A 25,276-nucleotide genomic window follows, 5' to 3' on the forward strand; every position below is an offset into this window, starting at 1 on the left:
GATTCACACATATTCCCTGATAGCTCAGTTGGTAGAGCACTCGGCTGTTAACCGAGTTGTCACAGGTTCGAGTCCTGTTCGGGGAGCCATGCTTCCATAGCTCAGTAGGTAGAGTGCATCCATGGTAAGGATGAGGTCACCGGTTCGATCCCGGTTGGAAGCTTCTCTCGCATAATGCGGGGGACACACGGCCCGTTGGTCAAGGGGTTAAGACACCTCCCTTTCACGGAGGTAACAGGGGTTCGAATCCCCTACGGGTCATTGTTTTCCATAAAGTAATGTTACCGATGATTACATAATGGGCTTACTTTATGGCAAATCTACTGATGAGGACGCTTAGCTCAGCCGGGAGAGCATCTGCCTTACAAGCAGAGGGTCGGCGGTTCGATCCCGTCAGCGTCCACCATATTTCGCCGCTGTAGCTCAATTGGTAGAGCAACTGACTTGTAATCAGTAGGTTGGGGGTTCAAGTCCTCTCGGCGGCACCATCTCAGTACGTTGGGGATTAGCCAAGCGGTAAGGCAACGGACTTTGACTCCGTCATGCCTAGGTTCGAATCCTAGATCCCCAGTATTCCCTTCATGAGAGCCATTAGCTCAGTTGGTAGAGCACCTGACTTTTAATCAGGGTGTCGTAGGTTCGAGTCCTACATGGCTCACATTTAATTAAGCGCGTGTGGCGGAATTGGCAGACGCACTAGACTTAGGATCTAGCGGGCGACCGTGGGGGTTCAAGTCCCTCCACGCGCATCTTTTCTTCATACGCGGACGTGGCTCAGTGGTAGAGCATCGCCTTGCCAAGGCGAGGGTCGCGAGTTCGAATCTCGTCGTCCGCTCCATATATGATGTGCCCTTAGCTCAGCCGGATAGAGCGTTTGACTACGAATCAAAAGGTCGGGAGTTCGAATCTCTCAGGGCACGCCATTTTTAATCACATAGCTTGGTATCGGGACGTAGCTCAGCTTGGTAGAGCACCTGGTTTGGGACCAGGGGGTCGCATGTTCAAATCGTGTCGTCCCGACTTTTCTTTTTGCGGGTGTAGTTCAATGGTAGAACTCCAGCCTTCCAAGCTGGTAGCGTGGGTTCGATTCCCATCACCCGCTTTCATATTTCGCCGACAAAGCTCTGAGAAATCAGAGCTTTTTTTGTTGTTTGAGACGTTAGAATTTTGCTTTCATTGTACATAAGTCGTCCATCGAAGTTAGAAGAAGCGTATGTTCACCCGGCATGGGAATGTTGCTTCATTATTCTGAATTGGACTCGCATGAGACAAGCGCGTTCGAACGTTGGTCTCCCCAAAAACTACCTTAACACTTGGATATAGATTTCTAACGTGGGTAAAGTATGCCTGAAGTGCAAGAAATGGATACCGGGAACAAGCATCTTGTCGGATTTTGCACTTGAATTATCGCCCGTTAACCAATAAGATAGAAAGGACATAGTTGTTTGAGTGGCGGTACGTAAAAGGCATTCGGCAGTTGGGTGTGAAATCGTGACCGGTGAGGTCTTTTTTTGCGTGTGCCCGGGTGCTCCGATGTTTCTACATCGGGAAATCGGGTTATTACTGCGTGATAGCAGTTATGCCGTGATAATTGCCGAATGACCTAGGGGATGGAGGGAAACATGATGACGGAAGTAACGATCGAACCGAATCAAGGCAATTCGAGCCATCATCTGCTGCGCAGGGACGTGCGCTTTCTAACGACCATACTGGGGGAAGTGTTGATCCATCAGGGCGGCCAGGAGCTGCTTAGCCTGGTCGAACAAATCCGCGAGATGAGCAAAACGCTCAGAGCTTCCTACGAGCAAGCTTTGTTTCAAGATTTCAAAACCGTAGTCCGTTCGCTCAGTCCGGAAGACCGGCATAACGTCATTCGCGCTTTTGCGATTTATTTCCAATTGGTGAATATTGCCGAGCAGAACCACCGCATTCGCCGCAAGCGCGATTACGAGCGTTCCGCGGGCGAGAAGATTCAGCGTGAATCGATCGAAGGAATCATCGCCGAGCTTCATAAGGATAACGTGCCTCCTTCGGAACTGCAAGATATTTTGCAAACGATCTCGCTTGAGCTCGTAATGACGGCTCACCCGACGGAAGCGACGCGGCGTGTCGTTCTGGAGATTCACCAGCGGATTGCAAGCGATGTGATGAAGCTGGACAACCCGTCTCTGACGAACAGGGAAAGAGAACAGCTTCGCGAGAAGCTCGTCAGCGAAGTGCTTACCCTATGGCAAACCGATGAACTTCGGGACCGCAAGCCAACTGTACTCGATGAAGTCCGCAACGGACTGTATTATTTCGATGAGACGCTGTTCGATGTACTCCCGGAAGTGTATCAGGAGCTCGAACGCTGTTTGAATAAATATTACCCGGATGTCGACTGGCACGTTCCTACGTTTTTGCGGTTCGGCTCCTGGATCGGCGGCGACCGTGACGGAAACCCGTCCGTAACCGCGCAGATTACTTGGGAGACGCTGACGATGCACCGGCAGCTCGCTCTCCAGAAGTACGAGCAGCAGCTCGACGAACTGATGAACCATCTGAGCTTCAGCACGAACATTGTCAAGGTGACTCCGGAGCTGCTTGCCTCGATCGAGAGCGACAAGGAGCACATCCGCCTGAAGTCCGAGGACGTATGGCGTAACGATAACGAGCCGTATCGGATCAAGCTGAAGTATATGGTTGAGAAGATTATCAACGCACAGTCTCACGGTACTAAGAACAGTCAGGCCAAATACACGACTCCCGAGCAGTTTCTCGAAGACTTGTGGCTGATCGATCGCAGTCTGCGAAGCCATTACGCGGGGTATACAGCGGATATTTACATTCGGAAGCTTATCCGTCAGGTCGAGTTGTTCGGCTTCCACCTGGCCGGTCTGGACGTCCGTCAGCACAGCAAGGAACATGAAGCTGCGATGAGCGAGATTTTAGCCAAAATGAACATCGTCGACAACTACGCGGCGCTCTCCGAACAGGAGAAAATCAAGCTGCTTAGCGATCTTTTGCTGGACCCGCGTCCACTGATGTCTCCATACCTGGAATATTCGGAATCGACGCTCGAAGTGATAAATGTGTACAAAACGATCAAGGCTGCACAAGCCGAGTTCGGACGCAAATGTATTACGACGTATCTGATCAGTATGACCCAGGGCGCAAGCGATCTGCTGGAGGTTATGGTCCTCGGCAAAGAAGTCGGCTTGTATCGCCGGGAGGCAGACGGTACGGTCCATTGCACGCTGCAGCCTGCTCCGCTGTTCGAGACGATCGACGACCTGCATGCGGCGCCTGGCATTATGGAGACGGTCTTTAACATTGCGGCGTACCGGAATAGCATCCCTGATTTTAATCATATCCAAGAGATAATGCTGGGCTATTCCGACAGTAACAAGGACGGCGGCGTCATTACGGCCAACTGGGAGCTGCGTGTCGCGCTTAAGGAGATCACGAAGGTCGCCAAGCGCCATCAGGTGAAGCTTAAGTTTTTCCACGGACGCGGCGGAGCGCTCGGACGCGGCGGTATGCCGCTGAACCGGAGCATTCTGGCCCAGCCTCCGGAAACGATCGGCGGCGGTATCAAGATTACCGAGCAGGGTGAAGTGCTGTCTTCGCGTTATGCGCTCAAAGGCATCGCTTACCGCAGCCTGGAGCAGGCTACGTCGGCGCTGATCGCTAGCGCCCATCTGTCGAAGCACGAGCAGGTGAACAGCAACGAGCACGACTACGAAGTCATTATGAAGTCAATCTCCGAGCAGGCGCAAACGAAATACCAGGATCTGATTTTCCGCGATCCCGATTTCTATACGTTCTTCAAAGAATCTACGCCGCTGCCGGAGATCGGGGAGCTTAACATCGGTTCTCGTCCGGCCAAGCGGAAAGGCAGCGACCGGTTCGAGGATTTGCGCGCCATCCCATGGGTGTTCGGCTGGACCCAGAGCAGGTACCTGCTTCCAGCCTGGTATGCCGCGGGATCGGGCTTGCAAACCTTTTATCAGGGCAAGCCGGACAATCTGGAGACGCTCAGGCAGATGTATGTGAGCTGGTCGTTCTTCAGCTCCATGATCGATAATCTGCAGATGGCGCTTGGCAAGGCGGACTTGCTGATCGCCAAGGAATATTCGCAAATGTCCAGCAACCAGGACGCTGCGAAACGGATCTTCGATCAAATTAACGACGAATATGAGCTGACGTCCCAGCTAATTCTGCAAATTACTGGCCAGAACGAAATACTGGACAACCAGCAGGTTATTCAGGAGTCGATCAAGCTCCGTAATCCTTACGTAGATCCGTTAAGCTACTTGCAGGTGCAACTGCTGACCGAGCTTCGCTCGCAGCCTGACAATTCGAGCGAGACTACGGAATTGCTGCGCGAAGTGCTGTTGACGATTAACGGAATTGCAGCCGGCTTGAGAAATACAGGCTGATTGAGAGCTTTTACCATCGGATGACGAGTCGCAAAGTCGGGAACGTTTCTGAACAGAGACGTTTCTCGACTTTTTTCATGAAAAAATGTAAAGTGATAAGAGAGCGGTATGTCCGCCTGCGGGAGAGAGTGAATCGGCTGATCAGGTGCAGCATCCTGCATGGTGCTGGAGCGCATCATGCTCGTACCGTTCGGCGCATCCTGTTAGGTGATGCTGTCTCTGTATGTCAAGATGGCGTGCCACCGAGGATTGACGAACGTCCGGCTCAGCGCTGCTTAATTGGGTTATAAGTTTCAATTTACGTGGGTAGATAACGATTGTGATGGAGCGGGTATATACCCGGGGCTCCCGACTTTATATCAGTTATTGCGGCAGTGTTAGTTAAGGAGCGGTACTTGGTTCACGGTAGAGACCAGATGGTCTTCTGTGGGCGAACCGGGAATGCCCGTCCAGTGGGCGGGAGTTGTTTTCATACTTCTCGGAATCGTCGTTTCCGAATCTTTGTTCTTCCCGGGGCTGAACAGCCAGGGTGAGCGAAGGAGCGGGGCGTGAGCCGGGATGGGGGGCATGTCGGTGAATTTTGTGGAAACGAGGCTGGCGAAGCTGGCTCGCAATGGCGACCGTCGGGCGTTTGCCGAACTGGTCGACCTTTATAAAGATAAAATTTATCACCTGGCCTACCGGATGCTGCATAATGTGCAAGAAGCGGAGGATGTGGTTCAGGAGACGTTTTTGCGTGTATATACGAATTTGAACCGCTTTGACGATACGCAGAAATTTTCGACGTGGATTTACCGGATCGGAACGAATCTGTGCATCGACCGTCTGCGGAAGCGCAAGGCGTCGTATTCGCTCGATGCCGAAGTCAGCGACAGCGAAGGAACCGATTGGTACTCGATGCTGGCGAGCGGGGAGCGGACGCCTGAAGGGGAGTTGCTGCTGTCGGAGACGCAGGAGCAGGTGCGCAAGGCGATCGATGCGCTGCCGGAGAAGTACAAGTCGGCGGTGATCCTCCGGTATTTACACGATATGTCGCTGCAAGAGATCGGCGAAGTGCTGAATATGCCGGTTACGACAGTGAAAACCCGCGTTCATCGGGGGCGCGAATATTTACGCGAACGGCTGGAGAAAGATTCGCTGCTGTAGGTCCGATAAATAATTATGGGTTTCTGGAGAAATTGTTGAAACGATTACGAAGCAGTCACGTATTGTACGATACGATTCGTTATGCACTAAAATGTAAGGAAAGGAGTGGCACGAAACGATGAACTGCAAAGAAGCCATCCTTTTGATGCACGACCATCTGGACGGAAACCTGATCGGTCCTGAAGCGGCGGAATTGAAGAAGCATCTGGGAACATGTCCGGGCTGCCGCGAGCGTTATGCGAAGCTCGACAAGGCGGGAGCGCTCGTCTCCTCCTTGAAGCCGGTACCTCCACCCAGTCATTTGACCACCGCCTTCATCATGCAGGGCTTGCCCGCTCCGGCCAAACGCATCGTCTGGATGAAGTGGGTTCGTCGGCATCCGGCAGCCTCGGTTGCTGCGATCTTCTTCGTGGTCATGCTCGGCAGCTTCCTCTCGATGTGGAACCAGAATACAGAGCTTGTCGTACACGGTGACATGGAACAGCTCGTCATCAGAGGACATACCGTCGTCGTTCCGGAAGGCAAGACGGTACAAGGCAATCTGATCATAGAGAACGGGCAGGTCGAAGTAAACGGCAAGATCAACGGCAATTTGACCGTCATTGACGGCAATTACGCCCTTGCCTCCACCGCTCAAATATCCGGCGATATTACGAGTGTCAACCAGGCGGCGGAATGGATCTGGTACAAGGTGAATCAAATGATAGCGTTATTTACGAAATAACCCCGTATGCTGCAGCGAGCTCCAATTCGCCGCCGGCATGCGGTTTTTTTTATGAACAGGCCGGACAAGCAGGGCGTTTTAATTGTTACCGGGCTTATAGCGTCATGCAAGATCCGGACAAGTCCGATCAGGGCTTGACGCCTCGCGCTGCACGATTCGCGCTGCCGCTCATTTATAGACATGCTGCTTACATTCGAGTCTTCAAGTTTTTCGGAAAGAGAGGTTTTTTGCTGAAAATATGGTATGATTTAAAATGACGCGACAAATTGCAAAATCCCGCGGCATCGGTCCGCCAGCCGGACTGCGAACAGACATAGAGAGGCTCCTGTGGGCCCATGGGGGAACTGGGATGGAACTATTAACGGAAATCCGAATTAAAGATATAATCGATATCCTGATCGTCAGCTACGTCATCTATCAGCTAATCCTCCTTATGCGGGGGACGCGCGCGATCCAGCTGCTGCAGGGGATCGTCGTCGTGGTCCTCGCCTGGGCGCTCAGTATATGGTTTAACTTGAATACGCTCCAGTGGATGATGAACCAGATGTTCACCTTCGGGGTGTTGGCGGTTATTATCATCTTCCAGCCGGAACTGCGCCGGGCGTTGGAGCAGCTCGGGCGGGGGAAGCTGTTCAGCCGCTCTTCCACGGACGAGGAGCATGAGGTGACGCACCGGATCTCGCAGATCTTGAAGGCGGTCAATTATTTGTCCAAACGCAAAATCGGGGCGCTGATCGTATTCGAGAGGGAAACCGGGTTGAACGATTATGTGGAGTCGGGTATTCAGTTGGATTCGCAGATCACTTCCGAACTGCTTATCAATATATTTATTCCGAATACACCGCTGCACGATGGAGCCGTCATTATCCGGAAAAGCCGCATTATGGCCGCAGGCTGTTACTTGCCTTTATCGGAAAATCCGTTCATCAGCAAGGAGCTTGGGACGCGTCACCGTGCGGCGATCGGGATGAGCGAAGTGAGCGATGCGATCTCGGTGGTCGTCTCGGAGGAGACGGGTCAAGTTTCGCTTGCCCTCAACGGCCAGATCGTGCGGGATATCAAGGAGGAATCGCTCGTCTCGAAGCTGTTCGAGGAATTGAAGCCGAAGGCCAAAGCCAAGGAGAAAACTCCTTTCTGGAAGCGGAAGAGAGGGGATACGCAGCATGATGGATAAATGGCTTCGCAATACGAATGTCGTAAAAGTGATCGCGCTCATGTTGGGCATCCTGCTGTGGGCCGTCGTACATCTGGATAGTAAGTCTACGACCGGCGGAGGCTTCTCCGCTGCCGAGGAGAAAGAAATTTACAATGTCAAAGTAACCCCGGTGTTCGACGGGAACAAGCTGCATATCGAATCGATGGACCCTACGGAGGTTATGATCCGGGTGCAGGGCAAGGAAGCCGCGCTTAAGAAAATAGCCGCCACGCCTTACCAGATCGTACTTGATCTGACTAATGCGAGGGTCGGGGAGAATACGGTGTCGCTGGTGGCCAAAGATTTTCCGTCGGGCGTCAAAGTATCGATATTCCCGCCGTACGCGAGAGTCGCACTGGAAGAGAAGCAGATGAAGGAAGTGCCGGTTCAGGTCGATCTGATCGGCAACCCGGCTAACGGATTCAAGGCCGGCCAGCCGGTAGCGAAGCCGGGGCGCGTCATTCTCACCGTGCCGAGCGGGCTTATGGACGAAGCAATCACGGTTAAGGCCGAGGTTAATGTCGACAACGCGCAATCCGCAGTCACGAAGCAGGTGAAGCTGGTGGCGCTCGATAAAAACGGCAAGGAGCTGAATGTCTCGATCAGTCCGCCTGTCGTCGATGTAGAGGTGCCGATTACCCAGCCGTTCAAGAAGATGCCGTTGCAGCTCAAAATCGTCGGCGAACCGGCGCCGGGGTACAGCGTCTCCGTATTCCAGTCTTCGATCGACCAGATTACGGTCTATGGGCCGCAGGAGCTGCTCAATACGCTTGATTTCTATGAAGGACCGCCGATCGATTTGAACGGGCTGAAGGAAAACAAAGACTTCACTCTTGATATTCCGCTGAAGCCGAGAATCACGCTGCTCGATCCGACCAAAGTGGAAGTTAAAGTTCAAATTGTGCCGTCCGATAAAAAGACGCTGGAGCAGGTACCGATTACGATTATCGGGCAAAACAACAATTTCGACACGAAAATCAAAACGCCGCAAGGCGGTACGTTGAATATAACGGTGGAGGGCTCGCCGGCGACGCTTGCGAAGCTGAAGGCCCAGGACATCCAGGCGATCGTCGATGTAAGCAACCTGCCTCCGGGCGAGCATACGGTGAACGTAAACCTGAATCTGCCGCAATTCGTCAAAAAGGTGGAACAGGATACGAAAGCTGTAGTGGAGATTACCGCAAAGTAATCTCCGCTGCGCGATCGACCGTGATTTGACGAAGGAAAACGCCGAAGCCTAGAAACTACAGATAAGCCGGTGCAACCAAAGGAGAGGAACTAGTCGAATGGGAAAATATTTTGGAACGGACGGGGTTCGGGGTATAGCGAACAAAGAGCTGACTCCGGAGCTTGCTTATAAAATCGGCCGCTGCGGCGGTTTTGTCTTAACCCAGCATGCGGAGAAGCCGGTTGTGCTGATCGGGCGCGATACGCGCGTCTCCGGACCGATGCTTGAGGCTGCGCTTGTAGCCGGCCTGTTGTCGATCGGGGCGGATGTCGTGCGTCTGGGCGTCATCTCGACGCCGGGAGTCGCTTACTTGACGAGAACGTCCGGAGCGGACGCCGGTGTTATGATATCGGCTTCCCATAATCCGGTGGAAGATAACGGGATCAAGTTTTTCGGCAGCGACGGATTCAAGCTGTTCGATGAGACGGAGCTGGAGATTGAGCGGCTGCTTGATGCGGCGACGGATGAACTGCCGCGCCCGGTAGGCGGCGATCTGGGCACTGTCAGCGATGATTCGGAAGCGAAGTTCCGGTATGCGGATTATTTGAAGACGACGATCTCCCGTTCCTTCCAAGGATTGAAAATTGTACTCGATTGCGCGCATGGGGCGGCCTACGAGCTCGCTCCGGCGATATTCCGCGATCTGGGAGCGGGCGTCCATACGATCGGCGCGGAGCCGAACGGCCGTAACATTAACGATAACTGCGGATCTACGCATCCGGAAGATCTGAAGCGCGAAGTGCTGCGTCTGGGAGCCGATCTGGGCCTCTCGTTCGACGGCGACGCGGATCGTCTGATCGCTATCGACGAGACGGGCGAAGAGGTCGACGGGGACTATATGCTGAGTATTTGCGGAGAAGCGATGAAACGGGCGGGAACGCTCAAGAACGACACGATCGTGACGACGGTCATGGCGAACCTCGGCTTTTTCAAAGGCGTCGAGCAGCTTGGCATGAATGCGGTGCAGACGGCGGTCGGCGACCGGTACGTGATGGAGGAGATGCGCAAAGGCGGCTACAACCTCGGCGGCGAGCAGTCCGGCCATATGATCTTCCTCGATTATAATACGACCGGAGACGGCATTCTGAGCGCGCTGCAGCTCGTACAGACGGTGGTAGAGTCGGGTAAGCGGCTGAGCGAGCTCAAAAGCCTGATGAGTAAATATCCGCAGGTCCTCGTCAACGTGAGGGTCGCCGATAAGAGCAAGCTGAAAGGCAATGCCGCAATCGAGCAGACGATCCGCGATGTCGAGCAGCGTTTCGCAGGCAACGGGCGTGTCCTCGTTCGGCCGTCGGGCACAGAGTCGCTCGTTCGGGTCATGGCCGAAGGACCGGACAAAGTGACGGTAGAATCGTATGTAGCGGAAATTGTCGAAGTTGTTCAGAAAGAACTGGTTTAATGCCATTATCTGATACATTATGTATCATTAAAATGAGTCCTCCGGACGAGCTTCCGGGGGATTTTTATTCATTTATCCCGGAAATCTGCGATTTTTGCAGGTTGCGCTAAACCGTCAAATTGAATATGATGTTACTATCACTTTGAAAGGGAAAGGTGGGCGGAGGTTGTACGCGGTACAAGCGCCTGCGCTTGCCTGCGGTCGCCGGAACGGATGAGGGCGTGCCGAGCAACAGGCGAGCGGACGAGGTAGAGGTGTTCGGAATAATCGGCGGGGACCTCTCGGCAGCAGCATCAGGCCGTAAGCGGAAATGGAAAAAGCTTGGGCGACCGGGCTCACAAAGCTTCCGCAAGATGCGAGATACGAATATAAACAACGGACCGGCGGGGACGCCTCCATGAACGGAAATAGGGAGGTCTGGTTTCCTGCGGTCCGCTACGGAATAGTATGACAACTCACAGCCTGAAGGCGCTCTTTGAAAACAGAATACGTTTGCTAAAAAATGGACGTGCGTACGTTTATTTGTCATGCTCGGATGCTGGATATAAAGAGCGCACAGGTTGAATTCATCCATTCATCGGAGGTAGGATACCTATGTGCGGTATTGTTGGATATGTGGGCAAGCGGAATTCGCAGCGTATTTTGATCGACGGCTTAAGAAAGCTGGAGTACCGGGGATATGATTCGGCCGGACTTGCCGTATTTACAGGAAGCGGACTGGTGGTCAAGAAGGCGCAGGGGCGTCTGGCCGTGTTGGAATCGAGACTCGAGCAGGAGCCGCTGAACGGGACGATCGGGATCGGTCATACCCGGTGGGCGACTCACGGCAAACCGTCGGACGTTAATTCCCATCCGCATACGGACAATTCCAACAAATTTTCTGTCGTTCATAACGGCATTATTGAAAATTATATGAGCTTGAAAGAAGATCTGACCGCCAAGGGACATCAGTTCGTCTCGGAAACGGATACGGAGGTTATCTCGCATCTGATCGCCGATCTCTATGATGGCGATATCGTGAAAGCCGTTCAGCAGGCGGTTAAAAAAATGACCGGTGCCTTTGCGCTCGGCGTATTGACCGAGTACGAACCGGAGAAGCTGGTTGCGGTTCGCCTGGCCAGCCCGCTCATTATCGGCGTAGGCGAAGGGGAAAATTTCATCGGATCGGATATCCCGGCTATTTTGGAATATACGCGAAACGTCTATATTTTAAACGACGGGGAAATGGCTGTTTTGACACGGGATGGTGTCGATTTACGGACGATTGAGGGGAATTTTATTTCCCGGGAAACGTTTTATGTCGACTGGGATCTGATGACGGCGGAAAAAGCCGGATTCGATCACTTTATGCTGAAAGAAATTCACGAGCAGCCGAAGGCGTACCGGGATACGATGGGCAGCCGGATCGACGCCTCGGGCCGGCAAGTCGTTTTGAACGAAGTGGGGCTTACCGCACAGCAAATCTGGGACATTCATAACATTCATATCGTGGCGTGCGGAACCGCTTATCATGCCGGCCTTGTCGGGAAATCGGTCATCGAGCAGCTGGCGCGCATCCCGGTGGAGACCGATGTAGCTTCAGAGTATCGGTACCGCTCTCCGATTATCAATGCGAATACGCTCGTTATCGTCGTCAGTCAATCGGGGGAGACGGCCGATACGCTTGCCGCTCTTCGCGAGGCGAAGCGGTGCGGTGCCCATGTCATCGCGATTACGAATGTGGTGGGCAGCTCGGTAGCGCGCGAGGCCGACGATGTGATCGTCACTTGGGCGGGACCGGAGATTGCAGTGGCTTCCACCAAAGCGTATACGTCCCAGCTGATCGCCTTTTACTTGCTGGGGCTGCACCTGGCTCAGACGCTCGGTACCCGTGAAGCGGAATATATTGCGGTGACGCTGGATGCGCTGCAAAAGCTGCCGGAGCAGGTGGAGTCGATTTTGAGCCGCGTGGAGGAAATAAAGCAGTATGCCGAACAGATTGCGGAGCATAACGACTTGTTCTTCATCGGGCGCGGGCTGGATTATGCGGTAGCTTTGGAAGGGTCGCTGAAGCTGAAGGAGATCTCCTATATCCACTCCGAAGCCTATGCGGCTGGAGAGCTGAAGCACGGGACGCTCGCCTTGATCGAGGAAGGCATCCCGGTGATCGCTTTGGGTACGCAAGAGCAGCTGCTGGAGAAAACGATTAGCAACATCAAGGAAGTAAAAGCACGCGGCGCACAAGTGTTCGGTATCGCGATGGAAGGCAATGAAGAGCTGCACAAAGCGGTCGACCTCGTCTTTGAGATCCCCCGTACCGTGCCGTTGTTAACACCGGCCTTGTCAGTCATTCCGCTGCAATTGCTGGCTTATTATGCTTCGCTTGCGCGCGGCAATGATGTGGATAAACCCCGGAACCTGGCGAAGTCGGTTACGGTGGAGTGAGGTTGGGCGGGGGATGTCGGGCTGAATGCATAACTGAACAATATACTTTGTAACTGAATAAAAAAAGATTGTAACTCTCATACAAAAGCCGAAACAGATTTCAGGAGTAGCTCCTGGATTTGTTTCGGCTTTTTCAATATGTTTTGATAGTTTTTCCATTAATGATTGTGATGGGCGTGTGCATCGGGCGGACTCGCTTTAATGCTGCATAAGAGGTTGTTCTCATGGTTATGTTTTTCCGATTCCACTTGTAAGGTTACGTGGCGGATGTCTTTATGCTCCAGCATATGTTCTACTTTGTGCAACAGGGCTTCCGTTTCGTATACCGTCTTGTTCCCATCCACTACAATATGGGCGGTCAGGGCATGCATGTTGCTAGTAATCGACCAAATATGCAGATCATGCACACCTTCCACGCCTTCGATCTTCAGGATCGCTTGCGCGATGTCTTCCACTTTCATATTGCGCGGAGTGCCTTCCATTAATACATGCAGGGAGGACTTGCTCACGAAATATCCGCTGCGAAGTACGAGCACAGCGACGATCACACTGGCCAGCGGGTCAGCCCAGCCCCAGCCAAAGAACATCATGACCAGAGCGGCCGCAATGGCACCTACAGAACCCAGCATGTCGCTGATGACGTGCAAGAAGGCGCCACGCATGTTTAAATTATGCTCCGTATCGCCGCCGCGCATCATAATCCAGGCAACCAGAATGTTAATCAGCAGCCCGATGGTGCTGATGATGAGCATGCCGACCGTGGCGACTTCCGGCGGGTTGGCAAAACGTTCAATCGCTTCATAAAAGATATACAGGGAAATGCCGATCAGGGTTAATCCATTGAGCGTAGCCGCCAGTATTTCAAAGCGCCGGTACCCGTATGTTTTCCCTGTACTCACCGCTTTTTCGCCAAACTTGAAGGCGAGCAAGGCAATGGCTAAGGCCAAGGAGTCCGACAGCATATGGCCGGCATCGGATAACAAAGCCAAGCTGTTCGTAATAAACCCGCCTGCAGCTTCGATGACCATATACGCTGTGATGATCACGAATGAAATCAGCAAAATCTTCTTGTTGTTGTTGGTATGCTCATGGTCGTGTCCATGAGAGTGATGATGTTCCGACATAAAAATCCCTCCAAACACTAATATATGAACATATATTCATATGTGTTATTGACCTTATTATAGATGTATCAAAAAATGAATGTCAAGTAAAAGGTTTTGACTTATAATAGGGTGAGGGGGTATAGTATATATAGGATGAAGGAGGCGAGTCTCATGAGCATGAACTTGAAGATCGAAGATCAGGCTAGTCATCAAATCTGTTGTTCAACCGGTGAAATCCGAAAAAGTCATCATTCCGAAAAAGCCAAAAGCAGCTTAACCCATCGACTGAATCGTATTGAAGGACAAATTAGAGGAATCAAAGGGCTGATTGACAAGGATACGTATTGCGATGATGTCTTGAATCAGATTGCCGCCGCGCAATCCGCTTTAAAAGGAGTGGGGAAGCTGCTGCTCGAAAATCATCTGAAAACTTGCATTGTGGAGCGCGTCCAACAGAGTGACGAAACGGCCATAACGGAACTGCTGTGTACTATGAATAAGCTCATGAAATAAAGGGGAATGTAAAAGCGATAAAAAAATATTTGACTATTATAGGGTACGGGGGTATACTACTTACGAAAGCAAGTTGTAAGGGCAAGATTAGAAAGGTCACTAATTAGTTCGTGAAGGGACGGAACAAACATGAAAAACGTGACATTGAATGTACAAGGCATGAGCTGCCAGCATTGCGTGAACTCTATTGAAGGTGCGCTGAAGGAAATCGGCGTAAGCGGAAAAGTAAACCTGAAGGCCGAGTCGGTAGAGGTGTCGTTCGATGAGCAGAAGGTTTCCCTGGATCAGATCAAGGAAGCTATTGAAGATCAGGGATATGACGTAGGATAAGCGATTCGACAAGGGAGTGAAGCATGATGGAAACTTCAGCAGCTAAGACGAAACAGTCGTCTTTTCAAATAACAGGCATGACTTGCGCCGCTTGTGCCAATCGGATTGAAAAAGGACTTACTAAATTGGATGGCGTGAACACGGCGAATGTCAACTTTGCACTGGAAAAAGCGAATGTCACTTACGATCCGGCCAAGGTCGATGTACAAAACCTGGAAGATACGATCAAGAAGCTCGGATATGGCACGGTTACGGAAGTGGCGCAGTTTAATCTGGAAGGTATGACCTGTGCAGCCTGCGCCAACAAAATTGAAAAAGGGCTTAGCAAGCTGCCTGGCGTAACGAGCGCAACCGTAAACTTTGCGATGGAAACGGCCCGCGTCGAATATTCGGCGGGTGAAATCACGGTTGAGGACATGCAGGAAAAAGTCAAAAAGCTGGGCTACAAAGCTCTGGTCAAGCAGGAAAACCAGAACGCGGGCGACCATCGTGTTCGTGAGATTCGCGGACAAAAGCGGAAATTACTGATCTCGGCCATCCTTTCTTTTCCGCTGTTGTGGACGATGGTAGGTCACTTCTCCTTTACTTCGTGGATTTACATGCCGGATTTCCTGATGAATCCTTGGGTTCAACTCCTGCTGGCCACACCGGTACAGTTCTATATCGGGAAGCAGTTTTATGTCGGCGCGTACAAGGCGCTGCGCAATCGCAGCGCAAACATGGATGTCCTGATTGCGCTTGGAACATCAGCTGCGTATTTCTACAGCTTGTATATGACCATCGACTGGTACATCGCGGGGGATCAAATGCATCATGGCCCATCGCTTTACTACGAAACCAGCGCAGTGCTGATTACCTTGGTCATATTGGGCAAATTGTTCGAAGCACTGGCCAAGGGACGCACTTCGGAAGCGATCAAGTCACTGATGGGGCTGCAAGCGAAGACGGCTCTGGTCGTTCGGGACGGCCAGGAATTAACGATCCCGGTGGAAGATGTTATTGTGGGGGATGTCGTGCTGGTTCGTCCTGGCGATAAAGTACCGGTGGACGGCCAAGTGCTGGAAGGCGTGTCATCGGTGGATGAATCGATGCTGACGGGCGAAAGCCTTCCGGTCGAGAAGAAGGCTGGTGATGCGGTTATCGGGGCTACTATCAACAAAAACGGCGTCCTGCGCATCAAGGCTACCAAAGTCGGCAAAGAAACGGCGCTGGCGCAAATCATTAAAGTCGTAGAAGAAGCGCAAGGTTCCAAGGCGCAGATTCAGCGGGTAGCCGATGTCATCTCCGGCATATTTGTTCCGATTGTTGTAGGGATTGCGATTGCGGCGTTTCTGGTCTGGTACTTCTTCATTACGCCTGGCGACTTTGCCCATGCACTCGAAATTGCCATTGCGATTCTCGTTATTGCTTGCCCGTGCGCCCTCGGTTTGGCTACGCCAACTTCGATTATGGCCGGTTCCGGCCGCGCGGCGGAGCTGGGCATCCTGTTCAAGGGCGGCGAGCATTTGGAACAGACGCACAAGATCAATGCAATCATTCTGGACAAAACCGGCACCGTCACAAAAGGCAAGCCGGAGCTGACCGATGTGATAACGCAAGACAACGAAGCGGATTTCCTCCGGCTCGTCGGCGCAGCCGAGAAAAATTCGGAACATCCGCTGGCAGAAGCGATTGTGGCCGGCATTCAAGCCAGACAGATCGAGCTGCCGGCAACCGAATCGTTTGAAGCTATTCCGGGCTACGGCATCAAAGCCGTGGTAGAAGGCCGGGAGCTGCTTGTCGGTACACGCCGCTTGATGGAGAAATATAACGTGGATGCGAAGGCGGCCTATGAACCGATGTCCCGTCTGGAGGAAGCAGGCAAAACCGCTATGCTGGTCGCAATCGACAATCGTTATGCCGGTATGGTAGCGGTAGCCGATACGATCAAGGAAACGTCGAAAGCGGCGGTGAGCCGCCTGAAGCAAATGGGCATTGAGGTCATCATGATTACTGGCGACAACGAACGGACCGCCAAAGCGATTGCAGCCCAAGTCGGCATTGACCATGTCCGGGCGGAAGTGCTGCCTGAAGGCAAAGCCGAGGAAGTGAAGAAATTGCAGGCTCAAGGCAAAAAAGTGGCGATGGTTGGCGATGGCATTAATGATGCGCCGGCGCTGGCGACAGCGGACATCGGCATGGCGATTGGCACCGGAACGGATGTTGCGATGGAAGCAGCGGATGTGACCCTGATGCGCGGCGATCTGTCGAGCATTCCCGATGCGATCTTCATGAGCCGCAAGACGATGGCCAATATTAAGCAAAACCTGTTCTGGGCGCTGGGCTATAACACGCTCGGCATCCCGATTGCCGCGATTGGCTTGCTAGCCCCGTGGGTGGCAGGCGCAGCGATGGCGTTAAGTTCGGTATCGGTTGTCCTTAATGCGCTTCGCTTGCAGCGTGTGAAAGTACGCCATTAATCAGATCGTTAGAATGGAGAGAACCTTAATATGAAAAAAAGGATGATGCTTATGTTAACCGGTGCTTTGGCTGTCGGCTTGCTGGCCGCTTGCGGTACGCCCAAGGAGGGTGCGGACGGACACGGCGGTACCCATCAAGGCGGAGCAATAAATGCCCTAGCTAACGATAACGGACATGGGGACCATGGCGGTCAAGATACAGGCGGTCATGCAGCAGATAACTATAAAGCAACCTTTACGTTTGCATCAGGAACAGCTAAAGCATCCGAGAACACGAAGCTGAACGTTCAAGTAACAGACACCAATGGCAAAGCTATTCATGATTTTGAATGGAACCATGAAAAACTGATGCATATCATCATCGTGAATAAGGATCTATCCTACTTCAGCCACATCCATCCCGAATGGGACGGCAAGGGGACGTTTACGGTAGAAACCTCGTTTCCGAAAGGCGGAGAATATAAAGTTTTTGCGGATTTTGTTCCGAAAGGCGGATCGGGCACCACCCTTAGTAAGTGGGTGAAGGTAGAAGGAGAAACAAAGCCGCAGGAAAAAGTCAAAGCGGATGCGGAGCTCGTGAAAGTTGTTGATGGCAAAGAAGTCACACTGACTTTAAGCAGCGCAAAAGCAAAGGATGAGACTACGTTGACGTTTACCGTCAAAGATGAAAAAACGAAAGAAGGCATCCGCAATCTGGAGCAATACCTCGGTGCGGTCGGACACGTCGTCGTTCTTTCGGAGGACGCGGAGCAATACCTCCATGTGCATCCCGCCAACGAGAAGGCATCCGGACCGGCTGCAGAATTTATGACCGCCTTCCCGAATCCGGGCACCTATAAAATTTGGGGGCAATTCCAGCACCAAGGCAAAGTCTTTACGGTTCCTTATGTCGTGGAAATTCAATAAAGCAAGGGGCGATCGGGAATGGGAGAGATCGTAAAAATTGCAATCAGCGCTCCGGTGCAGCTTGGCGGCAGCCTGTTCACACCCAAACAGCTTGGACTCATCAGTCATCTGCTCGGAGCGGAAGCCAAAGTGGAAATGACGCCGTTCAAACAGTTGTATGCGGAAGTGCCGGTGGAGAAGCGTGATATGATCCAGGCCGAACTGGAGCAAAGCGGACTGGAAGTTAATCCTGCGGGCTTTGTCACCAAAAGCCTGATCGCCTGCAATTTTTGTAAAGGCGCTGAAGAAGCCGGGCTGGCGGCAGCCAAAGCTTTAAACGAAGCGACCGCTGGTATATCGACACCTGTGCCGCTTAAAATCGGATATGCTGGCTGTGCGTTAGGGACAAGTGAGCCGCTGATTAAGGACATCAGCGTGATTAAAATGCGCGATACGTTCGATCTGTACGTGGGCGGCGAATCCAAGGGGCTGAAGCCCGCGTTTGCGAAACGGCTTCATTCCGGATTGAAAGAAGAACAATTGGTTCCTGTAGTCATCGCCATCATTGACTTCTATAAGGAACATGCCAAAGGCAAAGAGAAGTTCAGCAAGTTCGTAGACCGCGTGACCCTGGAGCAGTTGCACCAAATCACAGCATCGGCGTGACGCGCCAAGAAAGGAGGTGAACAGCATGCAAGAGGCAACCGTTAAAGTACAAGGCATGTCTTGCCGTTCTTGTGTTCCGAGAATTGAAGGAGCCATCAACGCGCTTGGAGCGGAAGGCCGCGTTAATTTTGAACAAGGCACCGTCGATGTCCGGTTTGACGAATCGAAAGTTCAGATTTCCGACATTCAGGAAGTCATTCGTAAAAAAGGATATAACGTTGAGGCATAGATAGATGTAAGTTCACCATGTAAGGAGAATATAAAGATGAACGAACCGGTAAAAATTAATACGATCCCAACATGCAGTGATTGCAACTTTGCCAAACGCTACTTTAAGGAAAATGACATTTCTTATACCGATTATAACTGCGAAGAAGACCCGAAATATCCGGAAGAAGTTTGGAACCTCACCGGGAAACAGGTCGTGCCGACGATTGTTATTGGCGGCAAGGTATTTGTTGGCTTTGCGGAAAACCTGAATGAAATCAGCGACTTGCTGAAAAAATCGTAATGCTTGCTTCCAAAAAGCAGCCCGCATATGTAGGGCTGTTTTTTCATTCCTCGCGGCTCATAGTACGTAGGGGTCCTAGTATTGGCCCATATCATTCCGGAAATCTTAAGGCATCCGAAAGTGGAATTTTTCCGGGATTGACCCCAATTGTTATATTTTTCAATTCCTTCTTGCTTTTCTTCCAAATTTCGACTATTATTTGAAATGTTAAAAGGAAGTTGGGCTTTAGTTTGAGGAATAATCAAGCTATTGTCCTGCTGCTTAGAAATTTGGATTAATAAGGGAGCGTTTTTCATGGAGCCGCAAATGAGCCATACGCAACAAAACGTTGCTATTGGCAACCAAACCGCGCCGGTCGTATCTTTTAAAGACTGGATGATTACCATTTTGTTAATGGCAATTCCGATTGTAAACATCGTAATGTTATTCGTTTGGGGTTTCGGAGGCAATACGAATCCGAGCAAAGCCAATTATGCAAAAGCGGCTTTAATCTGGGTGGCCATCGGAATCGTACTTTACGTCGTCGTTTTTGTGCTTATTTTGGGCAGCATGTTTTCCGAGATGTCTTCTTATTATTAATACCGGGGGTTCATTGTAGAAACGGAAATAGAGGATGGTTAGTTCATGATATGAGCTAACCTCCTCTATTTTTTGTATATAAGCAATATGAGCAATGACTTCAAAACTGGGCGCGTCAACGCGCCAGCCTGCACGGCCAAACGAGCTTCGACCGATCTTGCACAGATACTGACGTATCTGACAAAGAAAACGAAGCGGTTCTCCTTTATGCTATAGCTGAGCTCGAGACTCGAATCAATCAAAAAGGGGTGGCTGCATTGAAACGTCAATTGCCAAGAGTAGCTCGAATGTCAGGAGAACAGCCTTCCGCCGCGAACCGGCGAATCCGGCTGGCCGTACTGCCGCTGGTTGTCGCCGTAGCGCTTACGGCCTGCAGCACGAATAACGGACAACAAGCAGACCAGGGAGGCAAGCCGAACGTTCCCGAGGTACGTGCGGACGAGCCGGCTGAACTCGTCTTTCATTCCAATAACGGCGATTCGGAGGATGCGTTCAACAGCTTGTTCGGAAACGCGCTGCGCAAAAAGTTTCCGAATTACACGATCAAATATATCCAGCAAAAAGCGGGGCAGACGCTGCCGGAACTGCTGGCGCAAAACCAGACGATCGACATTTTGTTCGCCTCCGCGCCTTACATTTTCGGTTTGCTGATGGACTCGGAGCTGCAGTATGACATGACCGAGTTGATCAAGAAGCAGGGAGTCGATCTGAACAAGTTCGAGCCGACGCTGATTGACGGAATCCGGGCGTCTGGAGACGGTAAAATGTATGCGCTTCCAGTTACAAATATGGTCCAGGTCATGTATTACAATCAATCGATCTTCGACAAATATGGAATCGCTTACCCCAAAAACGGGATGACGTGGGACGAGACGATGGATATCTCCCGCAAGCTGACACGGAAGGACGACGGGAAGCAAATGCTCGGCTTCGCTTCTTCTCCGGCCCATATTTTGCGCGGCAACCAGCTCTCGAAGCCGTATCTCGACCCGGCTACCGACAAGCCGACCTTTCAGGACGACGCATGGAGATCGCTCCTTCAGCTGTTTTTCGTTAATCCCGGCTCGGACGAAGGCTACAAGAGCCGGGTGAGCGGGCTGAACCGGCTTCCGACCTGGAGAGAATTTACCGACACGCAGGAGATCGGCATGTTCGTGTACAACTCGCAGTTCCCATTCACCGTGCCGAAAGATATCGGGAAGGTGCAGTGGGATCTCGTCTCGCTGCCGGTCTTAAAGGAGAAGCCGAAGATCGGCTCGGCAGCGACGCCGTTCACCATGGCGGTGACTTCGATGTCGAAAAACAAAGAAGCGGCGATAAAGGCGATTGATTATTTGGTGTCCCGGGACAATCAGCTCGATTATTCCAAGCGGGGGATCATGCCGGTTATCAACGACGAGGAAGTGAAGAAGGCGTACGGCAAAGAGTCCGATTTCAAGGATAAAAACTGGAGCGCGGTTTTCTACAACCAATACGCGCCGATGGCCAAATTCTCCAGATACCATCTGAAGGTGGAGAGCATTCTGAATACCGTTCCGCTGGATGTGATGCTCGGCAAGAAAGATCTGAACACGGCGCTGCGCGAAGCGGCGGAGGCGGCGGAGAAGACGATCGCCGAAGTGAAGCGGGGCCGCTGACTGCCGGTCCGGCATGACGACAAGGGTCGGATCGGATAACCGTGTGGTAGCGCCAATTCCTAATCAAGGAGGCTCTGTTCATGAAGATATTTCGGATCAAGACGATTTGCCTGTTATCGTTGCTTGCATTGGTTTCAAGCTTGTTCCCGAACGTTCCGATCAGCAGCACACAGACTGCCTACGCGGCAGGCCAGACGTATTACGTCTCTCCCGCCGGAAGTGATACGAATCCGGGCACGGAAGCAGCACCTTGGAAAACACTCACAAAGGCGGCGGCATCGCTTCAGGCCGGCGATACAGCTGTCTTCGAAGACGGCGTGTACGAGATCAGCCAGACCATCAGGTTCGGAAACAACGGTGCGGACGGAGCGCCGATCACGATCAAGGCGAGAAATAAACAGAACGCGAAGCTGATGTTTTCCAATTTGAACACGACATCCAAGTTTGATTTGACCAATAAGCAATATATCTCGATCGCCGATTTTGAGATCACGCAAGCTGTGAGCGGAACATCGAGCGGGGACATTTTCATCAGCATCAACAACTGCTTGGGCTGCACCATTAGCGGGAACTCGATCCACGGCGCCGGCGGCAAAGCCGTTCAAGCGTTAAGAGGAAGCCATATCGCGGTTGTGGGCAACGAAATGTACGATTTTGTCAACTTTGCGGTGGTGTTGGCCAACATCGACCGTCCGGTCATCGCGGGCAATGAAATAAGCGAGGTGAGTACGGCCATTCTGGTGCCGGCGGGCACGCGCAGCGCGCAAATTTACAACAACCGCATTGTCGCCGCCGAGAAATCGATGCAAACTGCCATCACGCTGGGCGGAAGCTACCCCGCTTCAGTGGCGTATGATCCGAACGGATACGAGACGTACAACGCGGCTGCCTGGAACAACATCATTGTTGCCAAGCAGCCGGGGTTGATCCATACAGCCGTATCGTTCGCCGGAAGCGTGGACAGCGGTTTCTACCATAACGTAGTCGTCGACGCCACATACGGGGTTCGCTTCACGAAAGGCGGCGGATCGACGGCGGGTTGGGCGCCGGTCCCGACTTCGTCGAAGGTTTACAACAATATTTTCTCGGGCTGCACGGCCGGCGCCGTCAGCCTGGTCACCACGCCGGCCGGCTACTCGCACGACTACAACCTGTATCACAGCTGTGCGAATGTACCGGTCGAGCCGAATGGGGTTTCCGGAGATCCGTTATTTGTAGACCGGCTAAGTGACTGGCATCTGCAGTCGGACAGCCCGGCCATAGGCAAGGGAACGAATTTGAACGTATCCGGATTTTATGGCGAGCTGATGGACGTCTACTTGGATTACGACGAAATGATCCGAACGGAGAAGGTGAACATGGGGATATACGCATACGCTTTGCCAGAGGTGGGAGAGGTTTTGTTCACGGAAAACTATGAGAACGGCGACGGGGCCTGGACGGAACAGACCGGAACGATGCGGATTGTCGAGGAAACCCCGGGCGGCAACAACGTGTTTACCGACCCGAATGCTTCTTCCGCAAGCGGAATCTCCCGTTCCTATGCCGGCTCCATGGACTGGATAAGCTATCAGATGGACACGAGAGTGAAGTTTGACCAGTTTCATTATCCGACGGGCTGGTTAACGTTGTACACCCGGTATACGAACATTAACAACTACTATTTGCTGGAGATTCAGGGGAGCCCGGACAAGGGCTATATCGGGCTGAAGAAAAAGGTGGCCGGAACGGTCACTCCGCTGCAGGAGAAAACGAACTGGTATCCTCCAGTCGGCGAATGGATCGATATACGCTTCGTCGTAAACGGCACGGAGATTCAAGTGTTCGTCAACGGCAAGCTGGAGTTGAGCGGTTCGGACAGTCAACTGAAGAATGGAGCGATTGCAGCGGCGGTTTACCGGGCAGATATCCGGATTGACGATATAAGCGTAGCCAAGATCGATGCTCCCGCAGGGTCGGGCGACCCGGGACCGAGTACCGAACCCGGCGGCACCTATTATGTTTCCCCGACCGGGTCCGATATGAATCCCGGGACGGAAGAGAAGCCGTGGCGGACGATGGCGAGAGCGGCGCAGTTGGCGCAGCGGGGGAATACCGTTATTTTTGAGGATGGCGTCTATATCGAGACCAGTCCGGCCGTTTTTACGCAAGGCGGCAGAGAGAACGAACGAATCGTGTTCAAAGCGCGCAACAAGCATCAAGCTGTGATCCGCTTCCACGATTTGCCGTCAAGGAAGGTCGTCCTGATCGATACCCCTTATATTACGATTCAAGATTTTGAGATGACGCAAAACCGGCGCGGGACCGACACCTCCGATATTTTCATCCAGGTGCGGGAAGGTTCGCATCACGTGCACGTCATCGGCAACAAAATTCATAACGCCTTTGAGGAAGGGGTCAAAGGGTATCTGGTCTCGGATTATTTGGTCGAAGGAAACATCATCTACGATATGGATCACGAAGGCATCGATTTCGTCAATGTCTCGTCCAGCACGATCCGTAACAACGAGATTTACGAGGTCGGACGCGTCGGTCTGCTGGCCAAGGGCGGCTCGTCGGACATCCGGATCTACAACAATTACATCCACAACCGCAATGTGAATATGTCGACCGGTGCGATTTATTTGGGCGGCGCGACCGGTTATAACTCGACACGCGACTATAGCGTAAACGGCTTCGAAGCTTGGAACATGGTCGCGTTCAATAATATCGTTGTGGCTGAAAGCCTGAACGGAACTTCCAGTATCAACAACGGTATCGCATTCGCGGGCAGCAAGGACAGCGCGGCGTACAACAATATCGTGATCGGCACGAGAAACGGCATCTATTTAATCAACCCGCGCAACACGGCGCCCACTGTCGGCTGGGATTGGGACCCGGACAACATCAATCCGGTGTTTATGAACAATATCATCATGAATACAACGGACAATGCGGTTATTTCTGCCGGGACGAGGCAGCCGATCAATCTGGTGCATGATTACAACCTGTACTACAACAATGCCAGATTGCCTGCGTTAACCGAGCCCAACGGCGTATATGACAATCCGTACTTTGTCGACCCGGATGAACGGAACTGGCATTTGAAAGAGGGCAGCCCGGCCATCGGCAGCGGTAATGCGATCCCGGGATTCGCCTTGCTGGGCGGGGGAACGATCGACATTTCCGCAGATTATGACGGGGTTCCGAGAGGGAATGTATGGGATATAGGCATCTACAGAAACGGCACCCACGTGCCGACCGGGCGGCCGACGACGACGATGAATGCTGCAGGACGGCAGGGGGACAACGGCTGGCACGTCGAGACCGTCACCGTCACGCTTGCAGCAGAAAACGGCGATTTCCCTGTTGCCGCCACCCAGTACAAACTGTCTGTAGTCGATCAAGTATACGGCGGTACCCGGCCGGTAACGGACGGATATATCGGATATACGTCCCCGATCGTTGTGACGGATGGCGTGTACGGTCTGACTTATCGTTCGGTAGACGTGCTGGGGAATGCGGAGGAGGAAAAAACGGCCTGGCTGCGTGTCGATCGGACGGCGCCCAGTCTGAATCTGCTGTTAAACGGCAGCTCGCTTGAGGAAGGGATCAACCTGGAGGCAGGCCAGCACTATTTGATCGAGTCTGTGACGGCCGACGAACTGTCCGGTATTGCCCGGACTGCGCTTACCATCGACGGAACTTCCCATGAAGGCGGCAGCCTCGCCTGGGAAGCTTCCCCGGGCAGTCATACCGTTGTGGCAACGGTGACGGATGCTGCCGGCAATGTGACCGAGAAGCGTATCAGCTTCAGCGCGCTCGTGTCGTTTTCTTCGCTGCAGAAGCTAATGGAGCAAGCTCATAACGCGGGAACGATCGAACAATCGTTGTATATGCAGCTGCGCAACCGCTTGGAGCAGTCCAGACTCCAGATGGACCATTTCTTGAATCATCTGAATCAGGCACAACCGCAAAGCATTCCGCCGGAACTGAAGGTGAAATTGGAACAGCAGGCCGACAGGATGATCGGCGATTAGGGAACGCCCGAAGGAACAACGGGTTGGTCACAGC

Annotated in this window: 18 protein-coding genes and 12 tRNA genes; 29 read left to right on the forward strand and 1 reads right to left on the reverse strand. The window is 52.4% G+C overall.

Features of this window, described 5'->3' with window-relative positions:
* Positions 1-13 precede the first annotated feature (13 nt).
* The 19 genes from IDH45_RS29465 (at position 14) to glmS (ending at position 12,537) form a co-directional block, all read left to right on the forward strand.
* Positions 14-89: transfer RNA gene (locus tag IDH45_RS29465), tRNA-Asn, on the forward strand.
* A gap of 1 nt (position 90) precedes the next feature.
* A tRNA-Thr gene (locus tag IDH45_RS29470) sits at positions 91-163 on the forward strand.
* Positions 164-189: 26 nt separating this feature from the next.
* Positions 190-261 (forward strand) — tRNA-Glu (locus tag IDH45_RS29475).
* Between the two features lie 69 nt (positions 262-330).
* Positions 331-406: transfer RNA gene (locus tag IDH45_RS29480), tRNA-Val, on the forward strand.
* 6 nt (positions 407-412) lie between these two features.
* Positions 413-488 (forward strand) — tRNA-Thr (locus IDH45_RS29485).
* An 11-nt stretch (positions 489-499) separates the two neighbouring features.
* Positions 500-571 (forward strand) — tRNA-Gln (locus tag IDH45_RS29490).
* 14 nt (positions 572-585) lie between these two features.
* Positions 586-658: transfer RNA gene (locus IDH45_RS29495), tRNA-Lys, on the forward strand.
* An 11-nt stretch (positions 659-669) separates the two neighbouring features.
* A tRNA-Leu gene (locus IDH45_RS29500) sits at positions 670-749 on the forward strand.
* Between the two features lie 14 nt (positions 750-763).
* Positions 764-838: transfer RNA gene (locus tag IDH45_RS29505), tRNA-Gly, on the forward strand.
* 8 nt (positions 839-846) lie between these two features.
* Positions 847-923 (forward strand) — tRNA-Arg (locus IDH45_RS29510).
* A gap of 23 nt (positions 924-946) precedes the next feature.
* Positions 947-1,020, forward strand: a tRNA-Pro gene (locus tag IDH45_RS29515).
* An 11-nt stretch (positions 1,021-1,031) separates the two neighbouring features.
* Positions 1,032-1,102 (forward strand) — tRNA-Gly (locus IDH45_RS29520).
* 523 nt (positions 1,103-1,625) lie between these two features.
* Positions 1,626-4,421, forward strand: a complete 2,796-nt coding sequence (ppc, locus tag IDH45_RS29525) for a phosphoenolpyruvate carboxylase (protein WP_190931793.1) — start codon at positions 1,626-1,628, stop codon at positions 4,419-4,421.
* 573 nt (positions 4,422-4,994) lie between these two features.
* Positions 4,995-5,567 carry an RNA polymerase sigma factor SigW gene (sigW, locus tag IDH45_RS29530; protein ID WP_190931744.1) on the forward strand — a complete coding sequence of 191 codons (573 nt, stop codon included), beginning with the start codon at positions 4,995-4,997 and terminating at the stop codon, positions 5,565-5,567.
* 118 nt (positions 5,568-5,685) lie between these two features.
* Positions 5,686-6,291 (forward strand): zf-HC2 domain-containing protein, encoded by a 606-nt coding sequence (locus tag IDH45_RS29535; RefSeq protein ID WP_190931745.1) that lies wholly within the window; start codon positions 5,686-5,688, stop codon positions 6,289-6,291.
* Positions 6,292-6,640: 349 nt separating this feature from the next.
* Positions 6,641-7,465 carry a diadenylate cyclase CdaA gene (gene cdaA / locus IDH45_RS29540; protein WP_190931746.1) on the forward strand — a complete coding sequence of 275 codons (825 nt, stop codon included), beginning with the start codon at positions 6,641-6,643 and terminating at the stop codon, positions 7,463-7,465.
* Positions 7,455-8,675, forward strand: coding sequence for a CdaR family protein (locus IDH45_RS29545; RefSeq protein WP_190931747.1), 1,221 nt, complete (start codon positions 7,455-7,457; stop codon positions 8,673-8,675). Before cdaA ends, IDH45_RS29545 begins: the two co-directional genes overlap by 11 nt.
* A gap of 97 nt (positions 8,676-8,772) precedes the next feature.
* Entirely contained in the window at positions 8,773-10,113 is a 1,341-nt protein-coding gene (gene glmM, locus IDH45_RS29550; protein WP_190931748.1) for a phosphoglucosamine mutase, read from the forward strand.
* 594 nt (positions 10,114-10,707) lie between these two features.
* Positions 10,708-12,537, forward strand: a complete 1,830-nt coding sequence (gene glmS, locus IDH45_RS29555; RefSeq protein WP_190931749.1) for a glutamine--fructose-6-phosphate transaminase (isomerizing) — start codon at positions 10,708-10,710, stop codon at positions 12,535-12,537.
* 158 nt (positions 12,538-12,695) lie between these two features.
* Here glmS and IDH45_RS29560 read toward each other — a convergent pair whose 3' ends face one another.
* Positions 12,696-13,661: a cation diffusion facilitator family transporter gene (locus tag IDH45_RS29560; protein WP_190931750.1), complete on the reverse strand. Its 966-nt coding sequence runs from the start codon at positions 13,659-13,661 to the stop codon at positions 12,696-12,698.
* Positions 13,662-13,814: 153 nt separating this feature from the next.
* Here IDH45_RS29560 and IDH45_RS29565 point away from each other — a divergent pair, with 153 nt between their 5' ends.
* From IDH45_RS29565 to IDH45_RS29610, 10 genes are all read left to right on the forward strand, one after another.
* Positions 13,815-14,156: a metal-sensitive transcriptional regulator gene (locus IDH45_RS29565; protein WP_190931751.1), complete on the forward strand. Its 342-nt coding sequence runs from the start codon at positions 13,815-13,817 to the stop codon at positions 14,154-14,156.
* 129 nt (positions 14,157-14,285) lie between these two features.
* Positions 14,286-14,486, forward strand: coding sequence for a copper chaperone CopZ (gene copZ / locus IDH45_RS29570; RefSeq protein WP_190931752.1), 201 nt, complete (start codon positions 14,286-14,288; stop codon positions 14,484-14,486).
* 26 nt (positions 14,487-14,512) lie between these two features.
* Positions 14,513-16,945 (forward strand): heavy metal translocating P-type ATPase, encoded by a 2,433-nt coding sequence (locus IDH45_RS29575; protein ID WP_223837114.1) that lies wholly within the window; start codon positions 14,513-14,515, stop codon positions 16,943-16,945.
* Between the two features lie 30 nt (positions 16,946-16,975).
* On the forward strand, positions 16,976-17,851 hold the full coding sequence (locus IDH45_RS29580) for a hypothetical protein (RefSeq protein ID WP_190931754.1): 876 nt from the start codon (positions 16,976-16,978) through the stop codon (positions 17,849-17,851).
* A gap of 18 nt (positions 17,852-17,869) precedes the next feature.
* On the forward strand, positions 17,870-18,496 hold the full coding sequence (locus IDH45_RS29585; protein ID WP_190931755.1) for an NAD(P)/FAD-dependent oxidoreductase: 627 nt from the start codon (positions 17,870-17,872) through the stop codon (positions 18,494-18,496).
* Positions 18,497-18,521: 25 nt separating this feature from the next.
* Entirely contained in the window at positions 18,522-18,725 is a 204-nt protein-coding gene (locus tag IDH45_RS29590) for a heavy-metal-associated domain-containing protein (RefSeq protein ID WP_190931756.1), read from the forward strand.
* Positions 18,726-18,761: 36 nt separating this feature from the next.
* Complete coding sequence (locus IDH45_RS29595) at positions 18,762-19,007, forward strand: glutaredoxin family protein (protein WP_190931757.1); 246 nt, start codon at positions 18,762-18,764, stop codon at positions 19,005-19,007.
* A 294-nt stretch (positions 19,008-19,301) separates the two neighbouring features.
* Complete coding sequence (locus IDH45_RS29600) at positions 19,302-19,586, forward strand: hypothetical protein (RefSeq protein ID WP_223837116.1); 285 nt, start codon at positions 19,302-19,304, stop codon at positions 19,584-19,586.
* Between the two features lie 287 nt (positions 19,587-19,873).
* The gene (locus tag IDH45_RS29605; protein WP_190931758.1) at positions 19,874-21,223 is read left to right on the forward strand and encodes an ABC transporter substrate-binding protein; all 1,350 of its coding nucleotides are present in this window, start codon (positions 19,874-19,876) and stop codon (positions 21,221-21,223) included.
* Positions 21,224-21,303: 80 nt separating this feature from the next.
* Entirely contained in the window at positions 21,304-25,242 is a 3,939-nt protein-coding gene (locus IDH45_RS29610; RefSeq protein WP_190931759.1) for a right-handed parallel beta-helix repeat-containing protein, read from the forward strand.
* The last annotated feature ends 34 nt before the right edge of the window (positions 25,243-25,276 follow it).

The sequence above is a fragment of the Paenibacillus oceani genome (assembly GCF_014705615.1).
GTDB classification, from domain to species: Bacteria; Bacillota; Bacilli; order Paenibacillales; family NBRC-103111; genus Paenibacillus_AB; species Paenibacillus_AB oceani.